Below are 21,661 nucleotides of genomic sequence, written 5' to 3' on the forward strand. Positions count from 1 at the left end.
TTTTCTAATTTATCATCATTTATTCCTATTCCTGTATCTGCAACCGAAAATTTGACAGTTACTTTTTCATCATTTTCAGATATTAAACAAACGCTTACCGTAATTTTTCGTTTGTTAGTAAACTTAATAGCGTTACTTAATAAGTTTAATATAATTTGGTGTAAACGTACTGGATCTCCAACCAAAATTTCAGGAATATTCTTGTCATAATTTGTAATTAATTTTAAGTTTTTTTCTTGAATTTTGGTTTCAAAAAGATGCAACATCGCATTTATAGATAAGTTGAGTTTGAATGGTGTTCTCTCGAAAGTCATTTTTCCGGCATCCACTTTTGCTAAATCTAGAATATCATTAATTAATACAATTAATGCATCTCCACTCAGTTTTATGGCAGTCAAATATTCTTTTTGTTTAGCGGTAAGTTCGGTTTTGAGTACTACTTTTGTAAAACCAATAATAGCATTCATTGGTGTACGAATTTCGTGACTCATATTCGAGAGAAACTGTTGTTTCGATTTTACGGCTTCTTCTGCATTTTTTGTAGCAGTTTCGGCAACAATTTTAGCATCCTCAGCAATACTTGTGGCAAGTTCTGCAAATATTTTAGCTTCGGTTAGTTCTTTTTCTAGCTGTTTTTGCTCTGTTATATCTCGTGCAACTACCACAGCACCTATTACTTTACCTTCTTCAGATTTATAAACAGACCCGTTAAACAATACATCTGTCAATTTATGGTCTTTGATTGTAAGTGGATAATCTGCTACAAATCCTTTAGAAAAAACTTCTTCATAACCTTCTTTTGCTTTATCAGAATTCGTGAAATAATCGATAAAATTAGAACCTATTAAATTTTCTTTTGATATTCCAGTTACTCTAACTGTTGCGGCATTAGTATCGGTAATTTTACCTTCAAGACTTATCGTAAATAATGGATCACGACTTGCCTCAATCAAGCTCAAAGAATATTGTGAAGCTAATTTTAAAGAATAACTGTAATCTTCTAGTACTTTACTTTCGATAACTCGTTTTTCTTTTTCATCGTTTTGAAATGCCAATTCTTTGTCGGCAATAACTAATTCTGCTGCACGATCTTGTTTTTCTCCTGTTTGAAACAGTAATTCTTTGTTTGCAATAACTAATTCCGCGGCTCGTTTTTCTTTTTCTTCGTTTTGAAAAGCCAATTCTTTATTTGCAATGACTAATTCTGCAGCACGTTTTTCTTTAATTTTGTTTTGGTATTCTAATTCTTCATTTGCGACTAGTAGCTCATTGGCACGGTTTTCTTTTTCTTGATTTTGAAAAGCCAGTTCTTCATTAGCGATTAATAATTCGTTTGCACGATTTTCTTTTTCTACGTTTTGATATTCTAATTCTTTATTGGCAATCAATAATTCATTGGCGCGATTTTCCTTTTCGTCATTTTGATATTCTAATTCTTTGTTTGCAATGGCTAATTCTTGTGCTCTTTTTTCTTTTTCATCATTCTGAAAAGCTAGCTTTTTGTTAGCTTCTCGTAAATCTAGCGCCCATTTTTGTTCGGCAATATCTCGTGCAACAATCACAACTCCTAAAACATTTCCAAAATCATCTTTGTAAACAGATCCGTTAAACAATACATCAGTTAGTTTTCCTTCTTTGTGAAGAATGGTTAGTGGATAATCCGAAACTGAGCCTGTTTTGAAAACTTCTATATATATTTCTCGAGCTTTCTCATGTTCAGTAAAATAATCAAAAAAATCTGAACCAATTAATTTGCTTTTTTCAATTCCTGTTATTCTAACTGTGGCTGCATTCGTATCAGTAATTTTTCCTTCTATATTTATAGTAATAAGTGGATCAAGACTAGCTTCAATAAGACTTAATGAATATTTTGATGATAAATTTTTAATATCATTAAACAATACTAATTCAGTATTTCTTTTTTTATGATTGTTAAAAATATAAAAAACAAGAATTATAATTATCGATACAAATAAGAATAATAATCCGAATAACGTATCAGAATTACTATTGATTTTGCTACTATTTATTTTTCTTTGTTTGAGTAATAGAATTTCGGCAGCATTTATTTCGGTAACTAGAGCTCTAATACTATCTGTAATTATTTTTGATTTATCTAAAATGATAATTTTTTCATCTTCATTTAAAATAGCATTTCTTCGTAAATCAATCAGTTTTTTTGATATCTCTAACCTTTTTTCGATCTGACTTCTTAAAAGCGAAATTCTAGATTGTTGGTTGGGATCGTCTTTAGTTAATAATTCTAATGCCGATAAATTGGTTTTCCATTTTGCAATTCCATTATTATAAGGTTCAAGAAATTCTTCTTTACCTGTTAATATGAATCCTCTTGTACCCGTTTCAACATCGACAACATCTAAAAGTACAATATTACTTTTAGAAAGAATTTCTTGTGTATGTTGTACTAAATTGTTTGATGATTTTACTTCGTAGGTATTGTAAAAATAAATTCCCAATAAAATTCCCAATACAATAATTGTAAGGGAATAAAAGAGTGTTGCATTTTTTTCTACTATGAATTTCATAACTTATATTTCTTCGATTGGGCTTCGTCTTTTGTCTTTGAGTTGTTTGAAATGTGATGGAGATAGTCCGGTAATTTTCTTGAACTGACTGGACAAATGTGCCACGCTGCTATATCCCATTTTCCAAGAGATTTCGGTAATGTTGTGTTCTCCATAAATGATTAATTCTTTAATACGTTCTATCTTGTGAGAAATAATAAAGTGCTCTATTGTTGTTCCTTGTACTTCAGAAAATAAATTAGCGAGATAAGTATAATTATGATCTAGTTTTTCTGACAAATAATCAGAGAAATTAATCTTAATCGGTTCTTCGGCATGATGCACCATTTGGATAATTATATTCTTAATTTTTTCAATAAGAATAGCTCTCTTGTCGTCCATCAATTCAAAACCAGCATCTATTAGTCCAATTTTGAGTAATTGTCGTTTTTCTGGAGTAATGTTTTCCATGATTTCAACTACACCCAAATCGACCATAATAAAATGCAATCCGAGTTTTTTAAGTTCATCTCGAACCGATATTTTACAGCGATTGCTAACCATGTATTTTATGTATAGTTTCAAATTATTTGATTTATTTATAGATTTGTCAAAGATGATTAAATAGAAACGAAGAAGCGTTATGAAAAATTAACTAAAAGTTATATAATTCATAGGTTTTTGAAATATTTTTTTAATTTTCAATAAATTATATTTTTGCGAAGTTACCGTTTTATATTTGGTTATTTTCTGTATTTCTATTTTCTTTAAAAAACTGTCAGATTAAACTTATTTGAAGTGCTAATAAATAATTTATTTATTTAAAGATCAAGTAATTATAATTAACTTTACTTAGGTTAAAAAGTATAATTTATAAATGTGTTTATATGAAAGACACGAAAGAAAAGACTGGACATTCTTTCGTTGAAAAAGAGATACAGAGGAAGACAAACTGGGAGATTCCTTTTTAGGGATAACTGAAGTTGATTTTATATATGAGGAAAATAGAAAAAATATCGCATCTGCTTCAGTTGAATATGGAAAAAACTAAAGAAGAATTTGAAATCCTTTACACTAGATTATAGTAGTGATTGTGTTGACAATATGGGTTTAAAAAGTTCTTTAGTTTGGTTGATATAACGTAAAATGAGATTTCATTTTTAGGATTTTAAGAACGATTCATTTAATACTATAGTCATCAGCGAAAATGTTTTAACACTAATTGGCTTTTTGGTTCTTCTAGGAGGAGCATCTTTAGTCTATTATATTTTCTTAGCAGACCATCATAGTCACCATCACAACAGACACCACCACCATCATACTTAAATACAGTATTCTTGTTTTACTGTTTTGAATGGGGTTTGTACCGACGTTTCGGGATTGGTTTGTGGTGTTGCTTTTCTGCAAATGTGGAAGGGGATTGCTTGGTTAATACCCAAAAGTATGTTGTTTTACGAAGCAGTGCTTTTTATTTTCTGCGTTCTGTTTTGTCATGCTGACGAAGGAAGCATCACATTCAATTAGGTTTTCTTTGTATGATTTAGCAGTGTGCCACTCAATTTAAAAACCCCAAATCACATGAAGTGGTTTCTCCATCCAAGGAAATTTGACAATCGAGAAAGAAAAAGGGGATCGATTCAATAGCATATCAAAAGCTTTTTTTTCCACAGTGAGCTCCCATCGGTCTTCCAATTCTTGTAGCAAACCATCACGTACCAGCCAGTTGCCTCTAAAGCCATCGACGGAAGTTTCCCCTACGGACGACCAATTTGAAATAACAGCATTAATCAATCCGTCTATTAACTGTTTTTCGGCTACAGAGATTGTGATGCCTGTTGGTACCGTTTGTGTTAATGGCAGTCCGCATAGCACTTTGTTCAAAGGTAAATAGGCTTCTTCGGTGTTGCTTAACCCAGTCACCAGGTACTGTAAATAATGCACTGCTTTCCTTTGATTTTCGGCACTGGTAAATTGCTTGTTGCCTGTGAGATGCAGTTGTTCGAACAACATTTCTATATAATTGTTCAGTATGACCAGTCCTGCATTTTTTATAGCTATAGCTTCCCTATTTTGGGTAGTAGAAGAAGGAATTTGCTCATTTTTATTTGACGATACCTGTTGGATTATTTGCCACGCTGCCCTTTTTAGTTCAAAAGATAGGCCCGCATGAGCAGGACTAGTGGAGGGTAAAGTGTGTAACTTGTATTTTTCTGAAACGGTAACATATTTTTTGAAATAGTGTGCTGCTTTCTGCCCGTTAAAAAAGATATGCTCAATGTTGGGGTGTGCTGCTAAAAACACATTAAAATCATTGGGTACCTCCTGTTCTATGGCACTATCTAGGCTTCCTTTTCTGACACAGGCTTTGAGAACATCCCAAATCGCGATATTATTCTTTAAGACCACTTCTTTTCGGATATCATAATCCAATGAAAAGGACTCATCAAAAACAGTGAAAAAAATCTTCCAGAAAGCATTTCTGTTATGACCATAATACTGATTCAGTTTCAGTGACTGAATGCCGGGCATAGTACCGAGTACCAGTACTTTTGCTTTGTTGTTTGAAATGGAGGGAAAGGAGTAGATTTGCATAAAGAATTGATATTGTCAATTTGAATTGAGTAGCAGTGCTAAAAATTAAAAATTATTTTTTGAATAAGGATCTCATAATCCAATTCAAACAAACAACCCTTCAAGGGTTTTGAACCGTTGGAGGGTTACTATAAACCTCATCACGTTTTACTACATCAACTTTTTCAATCCTTTTGTGGGTTTAACTCCATTACTCTCATTCTTACAATACGCCACTAAAAGAGCAGCTGTTTTATCATGTACTTCAGTGGCTGAAAGTTCAGTAGCTCCACTTTCAATAACAACTTTTGACATACCCGCTAAGTACAAGCCAAACAAATCTTTATTGTCGCTTACTAAATCCGTCATTTTATTATCAATAGTAAAAGTGTGTTTGCAACCTTCCATCCATCTCATAATAAATTGAGTAGCGATAAGTCGGTTTAATTCATTTTCTTTTATAGGATGCGAAAACAAATAATTGGCGCACTCCAAAACTTTTGGCTCTGCTTTTACATACGATTCGTCTGATTTTAATTCATACTTTTCTAAAAAAGAAAAATCTTGTGCAAAAATTGTTGTGCACATAAACAAGGCAAGGATAATTAGTATTTTTTTCATGGTTTTTGGTTATTTAATTCTGTTATTTTTTCAACCTTAACCTGTCAGTGAAATTTTGGTATTCGCAAGCGCCACCAACATAAATTGTTTGTTTTTCCAACATAAAACTAAGAAAAATAATTCAAATTTTATTTGTTTTTTAGCACAGTTCTTTGTTGGTGGCAGGGCTTTTTACCTAAATTATTCAGACTAAATCTTAGTAGGATTATTTAGTCATTATCTCAATGTTATTTTTCAACTTTTGCAAATTTTCATCCGCATCTTTATAAACGCCTTCTTTCTCCAAACCACTTTGTACGCCTTTGTCATAAGCGTCTTGATTATCAACAGATTTTGCCATCATTTCAACAAATCCCAATAACATTCTTGAAGCAAAATTTAAAGGAATCGTAGATTCTATTTTCCAAGTGACGAGCGTTTTATTACTTTCAAGAGATTCACTACTTAGTTTTTGCTCACTACTTGTTTGTTGCCCGTTTAGATTATTTTCCACTTTCGTTTCCACGCTTTTTCCAAGTTCTATTTTGGTAATGGTTTCACTACCTTTTTCAGGCGGATTTTGGGATTCCCAACTTCGGACAAAACCTACGGCCGCATCTTTTCCCGTGGTGCTTCTTTCCATTTTTTTATCAGGATTAATCCATTTTGTTTTGTTTTCGGTGTGAGAAATATACTCAAAAACACGTTCTTTCGGTGCGTTTATTTCTACGCTTCTTTCCAAAGTAATGATTTTTGTATTTTCAGTAAAAGCAAAAGTGCAAACAGCCGCTGTGATTACAAACAGTAAAATTATGATAAAAAGATATTTTAGAAATTTTCTCATTTTTATTTGAATTATATCGTGATTGAATGATTATCAATTGTTTAAAATTTCATTCCTTTAAAAATATTAAAGTCATCTTCACCCAAAACTTCTTTTCGATAAAAAGTATAATTCGCTGTCATTCCTGCAATCATCGCATAAGCAAGGCTCAATCCCGTTCCCACAGTCGGAAATTTGTAGGCAATAAAACTTAATACACCCCAAATTAGAATTAAAGTGATTGCACCTTTCCACATTCCTTTGATTAAGAAATAAATGAAACTGAAAAAGAAAGCATAAAAGTTCATATTCATTCTCATTTTTTTCATAAAAGGCAATTGTTTGTAGGCATTTTTAAATTCCGAGGAACTTGGCACTCCGTGAATGTTGAAAAATTGAAAACGGTCTGCCCAAACTTCATCATAATTTTTTCCGTTGAATTGATTGTTTTGTGTCATAATCATTTTATATTTAAATTAAATTTTACTTCTATTATTTTCAGTGAATCGGCGATAGCCTTGCCACCAACGTTTTTCGGCTTGGCGATGTGGCGGAAATCGAAGCACAAATGTTCAGTTTTGCACAAAAGTTCAATCGAAGAACTATCGTTGAATTTAGCACTTCAGCCGCCATATTGCCAAACTGCTGTTGTGCGTTCGGCTTTTTGTTTTAGGTTAATAATTGTCTCATTTTAACTGTCAGTTTTGATGGACTAACTTTTGTCAATTTGATATGTTCACAACCATTAAAAGTCGCAAATGATTTTATAATTTCTACAAATGGTTTTTTCCATAATTCAATGTCAATGTTTGTGTTTTCAATGTGCAAATGTATGATTTCAAATTCTTTTTCTTTTCTGTGAGCTTTGCAATCCACTCGTCCGATAAATGTGTCGCCAAATAAGATAGGTAAACAAAAATAGCCGTATTGCCTTTTTTCTTTTGGTGTATAGCATTCAATTTTATAATCAAAGTCGAAAAATTGCTTTACTCGGTCTCGATGAATAATTGAATTGTCAAATGGCGATAAAATACGAATGCTTGAAGTGGTTTTGTTTAACGATTTTTCAAGTAAATTTTTATTCACAAAAACAGAAGGCATATTTTCAATATTTGCTTTTTGTATCGTTCCCTCTTGAAGCATTGATTTCAATACTTTATCAACATTTTTTCGTATTAATTCTCCTGCTTTAAGATGGGTAATTTGCTTTACGGTTGTAAATCCATACGCATTCAAATAAGTTTTTACTAAATATTCTGCAAATTCGAGGTCAGTTGGTAAGGTTGTGTTAATTGATTTTGGTAAAACATTTTCAGTAAGGTCGTACGTTTTTTGCATTCCGTTTCTGCTGGTAATCATTAAGTCGCCTTGCAGAAAAAGTCTTTCAAGAGCTATTTTTGTAGGTTTCCAACTCCACCAACTTCCTGCTTTTTTGGTTTCATTTTCAAAATCTCTTGCTTTTTTTGGACCTTCTCCACGAATAGTATCTAAAACATATTTCATCACTTTTTGGTCTGCATTGTAATAATGTGTTTTGCTTTGTTTCACCTCTAACATTTGAGGTAATGCAAAACGAAAATCTTTCATAGGAAGGTATGATGCAGCGTGAAACCAATATTCAAATACTTTTCGTTCTTCAACTGATTTGTCTAAATATTCCGTTTTATAATCAGGAATTCTTGTCCAAAGTGTGTGATGATGAGCTCTTTCAACAATTGATAAAGTGTCAATTTGTAAATATCCAAGATCTTCTAATGCTTGAAGAACTGCATCTTTACCTTTTCCAAAGGGATATGGCTTTGTTAATCCTTGACTTTCTAATGTCAAAAAACGAAGTTGTGATAAAGTCAATTCTTCCGCCATAATTACTACTAAATAATGGAAATATAAGTTTCAACTTCTGCGTTATCTCCGTCAAAATACTTTTGTCCGTGAACTGTTACATCTGCACGGTAAGCTCTATTTAATTGAGCGTCTTGCCATATTTCTGTCCAAGTTTTCAGTATTGCTGCTGGCATTTTTCCTTTTGAAGTGTATTTTACATTTGAACCAATTGAAATGTTTCGTCCCACTAAACCATCTGGAATATTGTCCAATGTTGTTACAGGAAAGCCAATGATTAAGGTGTATTTTCCTGTATAATCACTTTTGTAGTCTGTGTAAACAGCGTAAAATTCGTTACCTACTTTGTTTGGTATTTTGTCAGCGATGTTTTCTCCCCAAAACTTTCCCCAAAGAGTTTCAATGTCAACCATTGATTCGTTTGTCGTTTCAGTTGAAATTCCTATTATTTTAAAATTGTCCATATTTTTTGTTAGTTTGTTTTATGCAGAGTATTGGTTTAAGCTGAGGCGCACAGCGTTCTGCCGCTTTGAGATGGTGTGTGGTTCGTAACCTTTCAATTTTCGGCTTTGCAGAAAATATGATGCGAAACGATAATTACACTAAATCACACACTAGCTAAAACGGCTGTTGGCGGTAGGTTTTTTAGTTCTATTTTAAAGCCGTTTCTAATTTATTTAAAGTATTTTCTACATTTATGCCTGTATTTCTATCATTCTGATTCGCAATAATCAAGATGCCTAAATTTTCTTGTGGCAAAATCTTAAGTATATTAGAAGTTCCGTTTGAACCACCGTCTTTTATATAGTTTGTATGCCCTTTAGCATCTGTTAAAATGTCCCAAAAATAACCCATGTCTATGTTTGGATAAACTTTTTTATGAGATTCAATAGCAACCTTATTATTTGAATTTAATTCAAACTTAATATATTTACCTAAATCGTCCATTGTTGATTTTAGAAATTTTGATGCTCCCCAAATACTGATAGTTAAAGGTTCCATAGTATCGCCTTTTGCATTATAGCCATTTGCAAGAGTTTCGTTATTTCCTAAATTAAGTTTTGTAGATTTCATTCCTGCTTTTTTAAAAATCTCCTCATTTAATAGGTCATCGTAACTTTTTTTATATACATTTTCTAAAATATAAGCACACAATTCCGGCGCTAAAGCACCATACTTATAGCCAGTTCCCGGAAGTGAATCTACTTTTACTTTTCGTAAATCAGCTAAGAAAAGTTCTTTAGTATACGCTTTATCGAGTCTGTTTTTATAATAAAGGAAACGTTCAGCAGGGTAATTATCTCTTATTTGTTGAGTAACAGGAAAAGGTGTTTGTATTCCACTTCTATGGACAAGTAAATCCTTTATTTTTATTGGTTTGCCTTGAAACTCTAAATTAGAAAAATCTTCATTCAGATATTTTCTAATATCGTCATCTAATTCAATTTTATTTTCTAATACAGCATTAGCCATAAGCGTTCCTGTAAATACTTTAGTTGTAGATCCTATTTCAAAAAGTGTTTGATTGGTTGCTTTATTACCTTTTCCTTTATCCAACTCTCCGTAGTGTTTTATATAAGTTTTTTTATTTTTGACAATGGCTATCGAAACAGAATTAGCTCCTGATTTTTTCAGAAAAGAGTCTGCAACTGTATCCATTGAATGGTATACAGATTTATCAAAATTATTTTTGTTTGAATTTGATTTTTTTTGTCCAAAAGAATGAACAGAAAGAAATACAAAAAAGAGGAATGAAAATTTTGTCATAATGTTATTGTTCTGAATTTTATGCGTTTTTTTGGAAACTTACCGCCAATGACCGCTCGGCTTTGTCGTCGTTCCGAAAGGAGTTTTTCACTCCTTTTCGGAATGCGTCAAAGGCGACTGTTGGGAGAACGTCGTGCGGAAGCAACGATGGTTTCCCGACTGTCGGCGTAGCCGAGCGGTCATTGGGAAAAATTGTCCCGAAGGGCGATTTTTCCCAACTTGTATATACTCGCTATAACATAGCGAGTTTACACCTGATAACGGGTAGATTGTCGCTATTTCTTAGCGCAGTGTTGTCAAATATATAAATAATATTTTTATTACAAATCAAATTGTTTTTATACTAAATATTCTAACTAAGCCACCATACCCTTCACAAACACCTCAACAAACTCTTTCATTTTAGCTATAATTCTATCGCCGATGGCTCTTGATTGTAAAACGCTTGGTCGGTTGTCTAAACATTTGATAACTTCTTCTTTTATGGGTTCTCTACCGCTGTAGATGTAGGCGTCAATTAAGGCTTTAAATTGTGCTTTGTCTAAGTGTTCCTCTTTGCAAAGTTTATCTAATGTTAGTACTTTTTGTTCTTGCCAAAACTTTTCAAATTCATCATTAAAATTATCTCCATCTTTTATGAATGGCATATTGTCATCTATAAATTTCTGAATCAATTCGCGTTTGCTTCTCAATTGAATATCGCCTCCTAATAAATCTATTATGGCTTTCTTTTGTGCCGCTGCTGCTGATGGTGTTTTTTCTTCTTTTAATTGCGCTAGCAATTTTATAATGTATGCTACATTGATTTGGTCTTTGTGAATTAATTCTAATTCAAAATCAATCTCATCTAAAATAGAAGTCTTTTCTTTTTGGTGGTCTTGTTTGACTTTCTGATATAAGTCTAAATATTTACTTTTATAATCTTCAAATTCTTGTTCCTCTATAGGTAAATCTTCCCAATCAAAATCCGTGTAGGATTGCATCACATTCATCGCACGCATTAACTTTCTAAATGCTTGTACAAATTGCGCTTCATCAGTTTCGGTTTCTAAATCATTTACGCTTTGATAAGTTGGAGTAATTTCTCTTAATGCTTTTAAAGCTTCATCAAATTTCTTAGCAATCGCTTCATAATCTGGCATCGTTACAACTTCAATAGCCTCTTTATTCGAAAAGAAAGTTATGGATCTATAGCATTACTAGAAAGAGAACTAGAATTAGAACGCATCAATAAGGAAATAGCTGAAGTAGATGTTTTTATTACAAGTGTTACAGCCCACAAGAACACGTTGTAAGTAAACCTTAAAAGGAATTTACAAAAGCAGTAGTACATCACCCCTATTAAAACAAGAAACCCGAAACTTTCGTTTCGGGTTTTCTTTTGTAAATATATCATGTATTATTTGCTTCACTTCTACTCCACACAGTTCAGGCTCTTTTTTTTAGGAACAATGGGAAACGGTGACTCAAATCTTTATAAATTATTTATAGATTGACATTTCAGCCATTACATTTATAATACTCTCTGGATTTAAGTAGCGTTCTGATTTGGAAACACTTGATGCATTATCTGCACCACGCCAATTGTCCATTTTAAGATTTTGTCTTACCGATTTACTCCAATCTAATAATTGATATCCCAAACCGTGTTTAATACATGTTATATCTGTATTTCTTTCAAAATTATCTACTTCTTTTTTTGAGAATAATTCTATGAAAGCGAGGTTTATCATTTTACCAAATCCTTTAGTTATGTAATTTGAAACATGCGAAATTTCGTGACCTAAAACACCAATTTGGGCATTGAAATTTAAATTTTTAAGTAAAATTGGTTCTAATTTTGAATTAGTTTCTTCGCTTATTGTTATTATATATTTTCGTTTTTTAGCTGATTGTAGCAATCCAAAAATAGTAGGTTTTGAGGAAAGGGGCGTGATGGTTTTTTTTAACCTGAATTCGATCGTTTCATTTTTAAGTTCTGGAAAATAGGATAAAGCAATTAAAATTTGAGTTTCATAAACTGCTGGAATAATTTTGTTTGTTCCATATTCTAGTTTTAATGCATTTATTTTTTCACTACTAAATGTATTTGCTGAAAAGTTTTTTATTATTTCTTGTGCATGTGTAGTAAAAGCTACAAACAAAAATATAAATGCAATGAATTGTGAATGGATTTTCATTAAAATTCAGATTAGTTTAAATTTAGAATTTGACAAAAACTTACAGGTATTTTTGATTTTGCAAATTCATAACCAAAAATAATCAAATTATCATCTAATTTATTATTATTTTGCTTCTGATTTACAACCATTTGATATAAGAAATGATAATTTACTTCTTTAATCTTGATTTGAATATTTTTTCGAATTTTTCGATTTTTGGTTGAATAACCAATTTGCAATACGATTGGTTTTTTTTGTTTTCAATCCAAATTACAAAAGTGAACTTTTGTCGGGCAGAAAGGATTAACTCCGTTGATCCCAGTGGGGGGAACCTATAAACCGTTGATATTATTACGTTCTAATAACATTTATAATTCTAGGGTCTCATTTTTGCTCCTCATTTTTGACTCGCAAATCTTCGAAATCTTATACTACCAATATATAAAAATTTAAAATGCAATCATAATAAAACCCTCTTTTATTGTTCAAAAAACAAACTGGTTCATAATAAAAAGAATATATGATTCCGTTTTTATGTATTCCATTGAAACAACAATGAATTCACTACGTGTGGTGACCTAATGCTCTTCCTCAATACATTTTACACAATCAGAACAGCAATTAACTAATTGAGTCTCTCCATAAGTATTAAGTTGTTATTTTATAAATTAAATAAAAAATTATGTAATTAAAAGATGCTGGTATAATTTGAAATTTGTATAAATCACCGCAATACTACCGAAAGATGAAAATTTTAAAAACTCAAGTGCTTCGCGGACCAAACATCTGGAGCAATAACCAAACCCGACTAATACAACTAAGGCTTAATCTGGAAGAAATAGAAAACTATCCATTAGATAAAATTAAAGGATTTATCAAGCGATTTAAAAATCTTTTTCCAAAAATTACAGATACTTTCTTTGCAGAAGTCCAAGATAGCGCTTCAATGGCGCACGTGATGGAATATGTGGCAAATGAAATTCAGCTAAAGGCCGGAATGGATTGTAATTATGGACATACGAAACAAACCAATAGCAAAGGTATTTATACTATCGTATTTAGCTATACAATCGAAGAGGCTGGTCTTTATGCAGCCGAAGCGGCATTCAGAATAGTAGAATCCTTAGTAAAAGATGAAATGTATGACTATAATGTTGATATTACCGAGCTAAAGTCATTAGTCAGCCGATACGGACTTGGTCCTAGTACTAAAAGTATTGTTGAAGAAGCGCAACGCAGAAACATTCCGTGGATAAGATTGGGTAAAAATTCAAAAATTCAGCTGGGATATGGAGCTGCGCAAAAACAATTCCAAGCCACAATGACTTGCTATACTTCTGATGCAGCAGTTCGGCTTGCAGGTAATAAAGATGCCACAAAAAAAATCCTAAACCAACATTTTATACCGGTAGCAGATGGCGATTGTTGTATGACTATAGAAGAATTACAAAATACTATACATAAAATCGGTTTTCCTATCGTTATCAAGCCACTTGATGGCAATCAGGGGAAAGGAGCCACTATTAATATACTCAATTTCGAAGGGGCATTAATTGCATTTGGGCATGCGAAACAGTTTAGTGATGAAGTGATTGTAGAAAAATATATATCAGGTTCAGATTATCGTTTATTGGTTATCGACGGAAAATTTACTGCTGCAGCCAAGCGCATTCCCGCTTTAGTGGAAGGAGACGGAGTCAATTCGATTGAAAACCTTATCCTTGCAATAAATAATGAACCTGAACGCGGCAACGGACACGAATCTTCATTAACTAAAATTACTATAGACCATAATACGCTTATCCAACTTGAACAATATGGTTATACAGCCAGTTCGATTCCAAAAAACGGAGAAATAATCTACCTAAAGTCGACCGCAAATCTCAGTACTGGTGGTACGGCTATAGACATGACCAATGAAATTCATCCTGAAAATAAATTTCTTGCAGAGCGTATTGCAAAAATCATTGGACTTGATATTTGTGGAATAGACATTATGGCGCCGTCAATAGAAGAACCGCTACGAACCAGCGGAGGTGTCGTACTTGAAGTAAATGCAGCTCCTGGTTTCAGAATGCATTTAAATCCTTCCGTTGGAAAAGCAAGAAACGTTGCTTCAGCTGTCATTGACATGCTTTACTCGAAAGGTTCCAAATCTACTATACCTTTATTTGCCGTTACAGGAACAAATGGAAAAACAACCACTACCCGATTACTGGCCCATATTGCAAAAACATCTGGATATACTCCAGGTTATACCACAACCGATGGGATTTACATCAATGGGTATAAAATTAAAGAAGGGGATACAACAGGACCTTTGAGCGGTGCCATGATACTTCGTGATCCAACTGTAAATTTTGCGGTTCTGGAAACCGCCCGTGGTGGGATTTTACGAAACGGATTGTGCTTCGATCATTGCGACGTTGGTATTATAACGAATATTCAGGAAGACCATTTGGGATTGGAAGACATACATACACTTGAAGATCTTTCTAATGTAAAAGCAGTAGTAGCAAGAAGTGTTAAAAAAAAGGGATGGGCCATTTTAAATGCCGAAGATAAAAACTGCCTTAAAATAGCGGAAACATTAGAGTGTAATATTGCTTATTTTGCTATGGATTCCAATAATGAAATCATTCAGGAATGCATAAAAAATAATATACCGGTTTGTGTTCAGAAGGCAGAGTATATCACCATTATTCACGGAACCGAAAAATATAAAGTTGAAAGTATAGTAAACATACCTCTTACCAATAATGGTAATGCCGGATTTATGATTGCCAATATTTTAACTGCCTCAATAGCTGCTTATGCGTGGGGTTTTTCAATCGGACAAATCAAACAGGCACTTCTAAGTTTTATACCCGGGTATGAAATGACACCTGGACGTATGAACTTATTCCAATTTAAAAACTACACGGTATTAGTGGATTATGCTCACAATCCTCATGGCTTTCTGGCTTTGAAGGATTATTTGAAAAACTTTAGTGCCAAAAGAAAAATCGGTATTATTGCCGGAATTGGTGATCGCCGTGATGAAGACACCATTGCTCTGGCAAAAATAGCCACTTCCATGTTTGATCACATCATTGTTAGACAAGAACATAGTTTGAGGGGAAAAACGCTGGATGAAATAAATGCGTTAGTTGTTCGGGGTATCACTTCAGGTGAAAAAAAGGTTACCTATGATCTTGTTCCGGAAGAATCTGAAGCAATTGTTCACGCATTCAATATCGTAAAACCTGGAGACTTGATAGTGGCCTTGAGTGACCAATATGATACTGTCATCAAAATAATACAGCAAAAACTAGAAAAAGAAGCAGTGACTTCGCAGTATGAAAATCAAATAGTTATTTAATTGCTAGTATAGTTTAAGTAACTAATTACAAAACAATTCTTTCTAAAAATTAAATTTTTGTGTTGTTTTCCATATGAAGGCTTTCTAAAATAAGACCTGGCAGGTCATTAATTTCAACCAGAGAGACAGGTTTTTTTAGGAATGTAATGTAGGGATTGTGCAGTAATTTATCCTGTTCTATAATATTTATAATGGTTGAAATGATGAATATGTTCATTTCTGGTGCAACTGCACTATATTCCAGTTTCATGACAACATCTATTCCTGTCATTATTGGCATATACATATCCAGAAGTAAGATATCAGGAATGTTTTTTTTATTGATGATTTCTTCAAGCACATCTTCTCCTGAATCAAAACACCCAATCAGTTCAAATTTTTCATTTTGATTGAATAAAAATTTAAGGAGTTCTCTATCATCATAATCGTCGTCTACAATGATAAGCGTTAAAGGCTTGTTAGATTTCATAAATCAATCTACTTTAAAAATTTGTTCTCTCAAAGTTACGAAAATTATTAGTCCTTATGTTATATAAATATCAATTTTAGTTATCTAATTTTAATAAACTCTTACTATTGATGAAACTAATATTCAAAAGCCATGCAAATCATAATCATTTTACTAAAAAAGAAAAACCTTGTAAATCAAAAGATTACAAGGTTTTTTTTTGCGGAGAAAGATTAACTCCGTTGATCCCAGTGGGGGGAACCCTGCAAAAGAATCCCTACGGCTTTTGCAAAGCCTTACTTCTTTGTTTTCATTCCCACTTCCAAAAGTGAACTTATATTGTAGCGTAAGGATTAACTCCGTTGATCCCTGTGGGGGGGAACCTGCAAAAGAAAACCCGAAACGAAAGTTTTGGGTTTTCTTTTGTGAAGACTAAAGAAGAATTTTATGCATTTTACAATCACCCTTCAAGAACAATTATCCAATAATATACTGTTCACTTTTTGTTTCAGAAAGCACAAATTTTTAAAAAATGAGTTTAAACTCACCTACTAACTCTGAAATAATACATGATATCTTTCTTCTAACAGTATTTTGTACTTTTCTTTATACTCTGCTGAAAGAAATGAATTATCAACCCATTCAATAGCTATGGCTTTATTATTTTGGAAGCGTTTTGCCATTCCTTTTAATTGCTTTTCGTTTAGACCCAAACTAATACCTAACCTTTCAAAATGCTCCCATTTCAATTTTTTCTTTCTCCCTTCTAAAGTTAAAGCCAATTCTTCGGTGTCATCTGGATTAACTATGGCTACGTTTAATAAATCGTAAGCCGGTGCTAATGTCCAAGTTTCACCGAAATGGATCATTGAGAAGTTTTTGAGATGCATGTCATTGTTACCAGTCAAAAAACTGAAAATGCCCAACTCTACAAAATACAATTTGTCCAGTAAAGTGTTATCTGAAAATTCGTTTAGGGCTTTACCAACTTTTTCCATTGAACTTTTGTATTTGTCAAAAGCTTCTGTGATTTGAAACATATCAAGCATGTGGATTTTCTCTCCTGTTTCTGTGCGATCTATGCGTTTTGTGATATAAGACAGTTCCCCCGATTGTAATCGTATCAAGCTTGACTTTACGGTGTTGATTCCGAAAGCTTCAGCGATTCGCATCGTTACGTGCTCGTTTTCGGGCATTTCTGGAAATTGGTCGGATGGTGGTTTGAAAATATAGTTTCCTCCTAAAGCACCGACTACAGTTAAACGTCCTTTGTTTCCGTCTTGTATGGTGTCGTTTACAATGGATAAAGACAATTTGGGTTGTACTCCTGGCACAGCCACACTTCTCTTCACTACATTTTTAGCCAATTCTGCCATTTGATTTAGGGAATGTTCGAAAACAGGTTGCTGCTTGGTACCAAAAAATTCTACGCTGCATTGTTCGTGAAAATCACCAACGATATTCTCCTCTAATGACTTATAACAATATAAACACTTCCTACTCATTTTCGTTTGGTATTGGTTGTACCCTTACAGCTCCGATACAATTTTGGCAGCATGCCAACAATAATCCCATGCGGTCGTTTTGATTGATCTTCCAATTTTTGGAAGCAATATCCAATAGCCAGCCTTCGGGTATTAAGCCTTCAAAAAAAGAAAATAACCGCTTGTCGGTATAGGCTTTTGTGCTGACTGGCATCGTCAACGTGATGCTTTCTTTAATATGTTTATTTACATACTTTTCCTCGTATTGAAAAATATATTCTCCTTCATCGGTTTCGGTAAGTATTCCTGCAAGGAATTCTTTATAGTATATCGCTGCTTTTCTCATATCCTCTACTCATCATTTTTGGATAATTCTCTTGCATTTACTGGTGCTAAAGCATGCCCAAACATTTTGAGTACCTGATTTACTTTTTCAAGATTTAGGTTCTGTTTGCCTTGTTCTATTTTTCGAATTACGGTAAGTGCTACTCCAGCACGTTCTGCGAAGGCTTCTTGGGTGAGTTTTACTTCGTTTCTTTTCTCTTTTACAAAATCGGCTAATGTTCTCATAGGCTGAAATTTATTGATTTTTATAAATCTTATATAATCGCCATTTTAATGATGTCAACTTTATTATTGGCAATCCTATATTATATGCTTTTACATTCATTTTAAACAAATATAATAAATTATATGCAAAAACATATAAATTTATCAAATAAAGTAGCTTTATATGCAAAAGAATATAGAATTTTAATATAAAACTTGAAGTATTATGAAAATTGACGTGAGGTAAAATGAAAAAAACCCCTAAAATTAAGTTATTTAAGGGGTTTTGTAACTATTTGCCTTTCGGCTGGCGGAGAAAGAGGGTTTGCAACCCGCTTTCGTATGTCTTGATTCTATTGACGTTGCAATTCTACTATTTTAAAGTACCCCGAATTGTGCCCCTTATGGATTAATTCTATTTGTACCTTTTTGACAATTCAAATATAATGAATTATCATTAATTGACAAAATTAGCAATACTATTTTTTGAACTGGTTTCAATGATTTTCAGTGGTTTAGCAGTCTTTTAGCTGTTCAAATTTCATCCAACTATACAACGCACTACATGTTCTATTTTAAGTCCTGTGTAGTCACAAAACTCTTCAACTGAGATTAGCTGATGGGATTCTTTATTGAGGTGCTTTTTAATCTTCAATAAATATAATCTTGCTTGAGCATATTCTTTTCCCGTAATGCGCTGCACATCTTTTGGATATATACATACCCTTGTGCTGCTTGATATCACTATTCTTAATTTTTAATACACTATCTATGCCTTTGACTTGACTTTGACTAAGCTTTAATGTCAACTACAAATCTAAATAATTTCTGACGAATATAATATATTAAAATAGTCGATTGTGTATGATTTTGTTTGGTTTGGATGTTCCAGCATTTGATATGTGATTTTAATATCTGAATATTTGATTAAATCATTCGGGACTTAGTTGCAACGATTATCGAAATGAAAGTGAAACATGAAAAGGAGTATTAATCTAAATTTTAGAAATTATGGCAAGACAGAAAGGCATAATTAAATTAAAAGGTACTATCGGCGATATTACTTTTTACAAAACCCAGGATGGGCATTTGGCTCGTGAGAAAGGTGGAATTGACGCCAACAGAATTAAAAATGATCCAGCGTTTCAAAGAACGCGTGAAAATGGTTCAGAGTTTGGTCGTGCAGGAAAGGCTGGTAAGATTTTAAGAACGGCTCTACGCCCACTCTTAATTAATTCTGCAGATGGTAGAATGGTGAGTCGTTTGACTCAAGCGATGGTTAAAGTTATCCAAGCGGATTTGATAAGTGATAGAGGTTTACGAAATGTTATTGATGGCGAGGCTGAATTGCTATTTGGTTTTGAATTCAATATCCGTGGAAAGCTTGGAACAAGTCTTTATGCTCCATTTGTTGGAGAAATTGATAGAGTAACAGGTGGAATCAAAGTTACTTTAGCTTCCTTTATTCCTGCGAATATGATTGCAGCACCTTCAGGAACAACGCATTTTAAAATTATTTCTGGTGGTGCTGAAGTTGATTTTGAAGCTGAAACGTATGTTGTTTCTACTTCTGAAACTGCGATTTTACCATGAGATTCCACTGCAACGGCTTTAATAACTCAAACCAATGCAGTTACACCTGCAAGCACAAAACCATTGTTTCTGGCTTTGGGATTGGAGTTTTATCAGCAAATAAACGGTCAAATGTATCCTTTAAAAAATGGTGCATTTAATCCATTATCAATTGCTAAAGTTGATAGTGGTGTATAATGGTTATTTGGTTAACTAGAACTTATTTCCCTGAAGGAACTAATGGTAAACTCGAATGCGAAGGCAAATTGTTATGTAAAACCATCGAATTGCCATGGAAGATGAACGAAACGAAGGTTTCCTGCATTCCGGAAGGGAAGTATTTTATAAGAAAGCGACACAGCACTAAATTCAAATGGCATTTGGAACTAATTGATGTAAGAAACAGAAGTCTGATTTTGTTTCATCCCGCCAATAATGCTCTAAAAGAATTAAACGGCTGTATTGCTCCGGTAACAAAACTTTCTGGACCAGGTTTAGGTCTGATGTCCCGAAAAGCTTTTATTAAGTTGAAAGATTTGGTTTATAAAGCTTTGGATAAAGAGGAAAGTGTTGAATTGATTATTGAATCTTAAAACAAGATTATGAAAAAAATATTAATAAGAGCGCAAGCTCCCACTCCGAATTTTTTTAAAGTGCTTCGAAATGTTGGTTTGGTATTAGCTGCTGTTGGCGGAACAATTTTAGCTGCACCGATTGCCTTACCAGTTATAGTAACTACAGTTGGTGGCTATTTAGCGGTAGCTGGTGGTGTTGCAACAGCAGTTAGTCAGCTGACAACTGAAAAAGATGCATCACCATAGTAATCCAACTTTAGTTGGAACCGTTGGAGGTACTTTTTTGAGTATTGTACCCAATTTGAATTCTGAAGATATAATAAGAACAGTTGTTTTAGCAACAATTGGTGCCGTGGTCAGTTTCTCAATTTCGATACTCCTCAAATACTTCAGTAAGAAGCGCAAAAAATAGTCTAATTCTAGTTGTGGTGACCTTTGGATTAGACAATAATGAAGCCCAAACCGAAAGGAATGGGCTTTTTTTGATTTTATACCTCTCCAAATTGATTGAGAATAACCTCAACAACTACCACTTCGGAATTATACCAATACAAATCGTTGTATTTTGCATAATCTAGTGCTTTTGTTCTGCTATCAAAAGCACCAAAGAAAACTCTCGATGTTTTTGACTTCCAACTATCGGTTTGAAATAATAAAAATACACTCATAGAATTGGTTTTAAAGATTAAAAAAATAAATTATCTATTACTGTAACGATAGACTATAACTCTACGCAAATCGTTGATTAAATTGATATTTTCGTGAAATTGTTTTTCTTTTAATTCAAGAAGTTTTAAAGCAGCAACATGTTTCAAATGTTCTTCGTGTTCTTCCATTAAAAACTTACATTTTGGAAAAAATTCTTTTTTAAAATCGGGATGACGCAAAAACAAAATCACAGAACCAACCAAATGTTGATGCCAAAATTTAGATTTCCACAAGCTATATGCAATCCAGAAAATATTTTCGCAATCGGTAGCACTATCAAATATGATTACAAAGCTGTTTGTGAATGGTTCGTTTTGAGGTTTTCCACTATTCATTCCTTTGTTTAAAATGAAAAAGTGAGGTTTGTTGTAAAGGGTATCTTTTTTGTGGGTTTTAGCGATATAATTCATCATGGCTTCGGATTTAAAATTCGGATTTTGCAATTTTCTGCGGTGTTTCTGATGAATGCAGGTATGCCTCGCTACGCTCCGCAGACATAAACTTTTCAAAAGAAAAAAAAAGAAAAAAAAGAAAGTCGTCCATCAAGTGGAGGTTTCAAGAAAAACAAATTTTTTAGAAAAAATACTACCCGATACATCTTCAGAAATGTAGGCGTGAAATCAGAAATAAATATTGTTGCGAAACGTTATGGGTGGAGATTTTTTCTAAAACCC

At 33.0% G+C, this 21,661-nt stretch carries 21 protein-coding genes and 1 pseudogene; 5 read left to right on the plus strand and 17 right to left on the minus strand.

The genetic code is table 11. From position 1 onward, the window contains the following. From ACH2BG_RS03530 to ACH2BG_RS03580, 11 genes are all read right to left on the minus strand, one after another. On the minus strand, positions 1-2,546 hold a 2,546-nt coding region (locus ACH2BG_RS03530), incomplete at its 3' end, for a CHASE3 domain-containing protein (RefSeq protein ID WP_395046338.1). Positions 2,547-2,549: 3 nt separating this feature from the next. After that, positions 2,550-3,089 carry a helix-turn-helix domain-containing protein gene (locus ACH2BG_RS03535; RefSeq protein WP_395046358.1) on the minus strand — a complete coding sequence of 180 codons (540 nt, stop codon included), beginning with the start codon at positions 3,087-3,089 and terminating at the stop codon, positions 2,550-2,552. Between the two features lie 996 nt (positions 3,090-4,085). Continuing rightward, positions 4,086-5,117, minus strand: a complete 1,032-nt coding sequence (locus ACH2BG_RS03540; RefSeq protein ID WP_395046339.1) for a DNA-deoxyinosine glycosylase — start codon at positions 5,115-5,117, stop codon at positions 4,086-4,088. 150 nt (positions 5,118-5,267) lie between these two features. After that, positions 5,268-5,717: a hypothetical protein gene (locus ACH2BG_RS03545; RefSeq protein ID WP_395046340.1), complete on the minus strand. Its 450-nt coding sequence runs from the start codon at positions 5,715-5,717 to the stop codon at positions 5,268-5,270. A 205-nt stretch (positions 5,718-5,922) separates the two neighbouring features. Next, a complete protein-coding gene (locus tag ACH2BG_RS03550) occupies positions 5,923-6,540 on the minus strand; it encodes an SRPBCC family protein (protein ID WP_395046341.1) in 618 nt (205 codons plus the stop codon). A 41-nt stretch (positions 6,541-6,581) separates the two neighbouring features. After that, positions 6,582-6,977 carry a DUF2628 domain-containing protein gene (locus ACH2BG_RS03555; protein ID WP_395046342.1) on the minus strand — a complete coding sequence of 132 codons (396 nt, stop codon included), beginning with the start codon at positions 6,975-6,977 and terminating at the stop codon, positions 6,582-6,584. A 211-nt stretch (positions 6,978-7,188) separates the two neighbouring features. Beyond that, positions 7,189-8,382, minus strand: a complete 1,194-nt coding sequence (locus ACH2BG_RS03560; protein WP_395046343.1) for a winged helix-turn-helix domain-containing protein — start codon at positions 8,380-8,382, stop codon at positions 7,189-7,191. 8 nt (positions 8,383-8,390) lie between these two features. Then, positions 8,391-8,825: a GyrI-like domain-containing protein gene (locus tag ACH2BG_RS03565; protein WP_395046344.1), complete on the minus strand. Its 435-nt coding sequence runs from the start codon at positions 8,823-8,825 to the stop codon at positions 8,391-8,393. 187 nt (positions 8,826-9,012) lie between these two features. Then, the gene (locus ACH2BG_RS03570; protein WP_395046345.1) at positions 9,013-10,020 is read right to left on the minus strand and encodes a serine hydrolase domain-containing protein; all 1,008 of its coding nucleotides are present in this window, start codon (positions 10,018-10,020) and stop codon (positions 9,013-9,015) included. 464 nt (positions 10,021-10,484) lie between these two features. Continuing rightward, entirely contained in the window at positions 10,485-11,270 is a 786-nt protein-coding gene (locus tag ACH2BG_RS03575; RefSeq protein ID WP_395046346.1) for a hypothetical protein, read from the minus strand. A 339-nt stretch (positions 11,271-11,609) separates the two neighbouring features. Then, entirely contained in the window at positions 11,610-12,308 is a 699-nt protein-coding gene (locus ACH2BG_RS03580) for a hypothetical protein (protein ID WP_395046347.1), read from the minus strand. A 727-nt stretch (positions 12,309-13,035) separates the two neighbouring features. Between ACH2BG_RS03580 and cphA the strand changes: the two genes are divergently transcribed. Further along, complete coding sequence (gene cphA, locus ACH2BG_RS03585; protein WP_395046348.1) at positions 13,036-15,651, plus strand: cyanophycin synthetase; 2,616 nt, start codon at positions 13,036-13,038, stop codon at positions 15,649-15,651. A gap of 49 nt (positions 15,652-15,700) precedes the next feature. On the opposite strand, the gene ACH2BG_RS03590 is transcribed toward cphA, so the two are convergent. The 4 genes from ACH2BG_RS03590 to ACH2BG_RS03605 all read right to left on the minus strand — a co-directional run bounded on the left by ACH2BG_RS03590 (position 15,701) and on the right by ACH2BG_RS03605 (position 18,153). Then, positions 15,701-16,120, minus strand: a complete 420-nt coding sequence (locus ACH2BG_RS03590; RefSeq protein ID WP_395046349.1) for a response regulator — start codon at positions 16,118-16,120, stop codon at positions 15,701-15,703. Between the two features lie 530 nt (positions 16,121-16,650). Beyond that, positions 16,651-17,604, minus strand: a complete 954-nt coding sequence (locus ACH2BG_RS03595) for a HipA domain-containing protein (protein WP_395046350.1) — start codon at positions 17,602-17,604, stop codon at positions 16,651-16,653. Beyond that, positions 17,597-17,929 (minus strand): HipA N-terminal domain-containing protein, encoded by a 333-nt coding sequence (locus ACH2BG_RS03600; protein WP_395046351.1) that lies wholly within the window; start codon positions 17,927-17,929, stop codon positions 17,597-17,599. The genes ACH2BG_RS03595 and ACH2BG_RS03600 overlap by 8 nt, the downstream gene beginning before the upstream one ends. A gap of 5 nt (positions 17,930-17,934) precedes the next feature. Continuing rightward, a complete protein-coding gene (locus tag ACH2BG_RS03605; RefSeq protein ID WP_395046352.1) occupies positions 17,935-18,153 on the minus strand; it encodes a helix-turn-helix domain-containing protein in 219 nt (72 codons plus the stop codon). A 990-nt stretch (positions 18,154-19,143) separates the two neighbouring features. Between ACH2BG_RS03605 and ACH2BG_RS03610 the strand changes: the two are divergent. The 4 genes and pseudogenes from ACH2BG_RS03610 to ACH2BG_RS03625 all read left to right on the plus strand — a co-directional run bounded on the left by ACH2BG_RS03610 (position 19,144) and on the right by ACH2BG_RS03625 (position 20,691). Further along, positions 19,144-19,902, plus strand: a pseudogene (locus tag ACH2BG_RS03610) (hypothetical protein). Then, positions 19,902-20,297 (plus strand): DUF5675 family protein, encoded by a 396-nt coding sequence (locus ACH2BG_RS03615; protein ID WP_395046353.1) that lies wholly within the window; start codon positions 19,902-19,904, stop codon positions 20,295-20,297. Before ACH2BG_RS03610 ends, ACH2BG_RS03615 begins: the two are co-directional and overlap by 1 nt. 60 nt (positions 20,298-20,357) lie before the next feature. Further along, complete coding sequence (locus ACH2BG_RS03620) at positions 20,358-20,525, plus strand: hypothetical protein (RefSeq protein ID WP_395046354.1); 168 nt, start codon at positions 20,358-20,360, stop codon at positions 20,523-20,525. Further along, positions 20,512-20,691: a hypothetical protein gene (locus ACH2BG_RS03625; protein WP_395046355.1), complete on the plus strand. Its 180-nt coding sequence runs from the start codon at positions 20,512-20,514 to the stop codon at positions 20,689-20,691. The genes ACH2BG_RS03620 and ACH2BG_RS03625 overlap by 14 nt, the downstream gene beginning before the upstream one ends. A 76-nt stretch (positions 20,692-20,767) precedes the next feature. Here the strand turns inward: ACH2BG_RS03625 and ACH2BG_RS03630 are convergent, their stop codons facing one another. Further along, on the minus strand, positions 20,768-20,947 hold the full coding sequence (locus ACH2BG_RS03630; protein ID WP_395046356.1) for a hypothetical protein: 180 nt from the start codon (positions 20,945-20,947) through the stop codon (positions 20,768-20,770). 30 nt (positions 20,948-20,977) lie between these two features. After that, complete coding sequence (locus tag ACH2BG_RS03635) at positions 20,978-21,400, minus strand: DUF6943 family protein (RefSeq protein WP_395046357.1); 423 nt, start codon at positions 21,398-21,400, stop codon at positions 20,978-20,980. Positions 21,401-21,661: the final 261 nt, after the last annotated feature.

The organism is Flavobacterium sp., from assembly GCF_043779715.1.
In the GTDB taxonomy this organism is placed as follows: Bacteria; Bacteroidota; Bacteroidia; order Flavobacteriales; family Flavobacteriaceae; genus Flavobacterium.